We start from the raw sequence: 745 nt of genomic DNA on the forward strand, positions 1-745 counted from the left end.
CTTCTGTGCCTTCAATTTGTTTGAGTACGCCTTTTTCTATTAACGGTAGCGCGATTTGTCTAGGTAAGGTACCAATCCCTAAGCCTGCGGTTAATGCTTCTACTTTTGCTGTAAAGTTAGTAACAGTGAGTCTAGGTTGCTTTTGAATGATGTTTATCGAAAGTGCTGGCTGTTCGCGTGCGGTGTCTGCAATGGCAATAATTCGGTATTTCTCTCTTGCTGAATCATCAAACTCGCCACTGCGTTTGTGAACGTAATGCTCGGTTGCCGCAACCCAAATCATGGACATCTTGCCAATTTTCTCTGCTTTCACTTCTTGCGGTAACGTATCCAACGAAGGGCACACAAGCAGATCTGCTCTTCCTGTATTCAGAGATTCCCAGCTTCCTGCAAGAATTTCTTCTTGCAGCCTAATGCGTGTCGAGCTTACTTCCGCCAGCGCATCCACCATCGGGAAGAAGTTTGAAATTGGAATGATGCCATCAAACGCAACAGTAATATCCAACTCCCAACCGTTAGCAAGCAAAGTCGCATCATTCACTAACTTTTCACTCGCTTGCAGAATTGCACGCCCTCTTTCCAAAATGAGCTTACCCGCCTCCGTAAAGAGCGCTTTGTGTCCTGAACGGTCAAAAATATTGATGTCGAGATCTTGTTCGAGCTTTTGGATTTGGTAACTCAGCGAAGATGGTGCTCTATCGAGCTCAATTGCCGCTGCCGCAAAGCTGCCTCTGCGATCTATCGC

The 745-nt window shown here is 46.2% G+C and carries 1 protein-coding gene; it reads right to left on the reverse strand.

Annotated features, from left to right (window positions below; translation table 11 throughout):
* On the reverse strand, window positions 1-745 hold a 745-nt coding region (locus R7O13_RS26565; RefSeq protein WP_318305169.1), incomplete at both ends, for a LysR family transcriptional regulator.

The organism is Vibrio sp. Y176, from assembly GCF_033438945.1.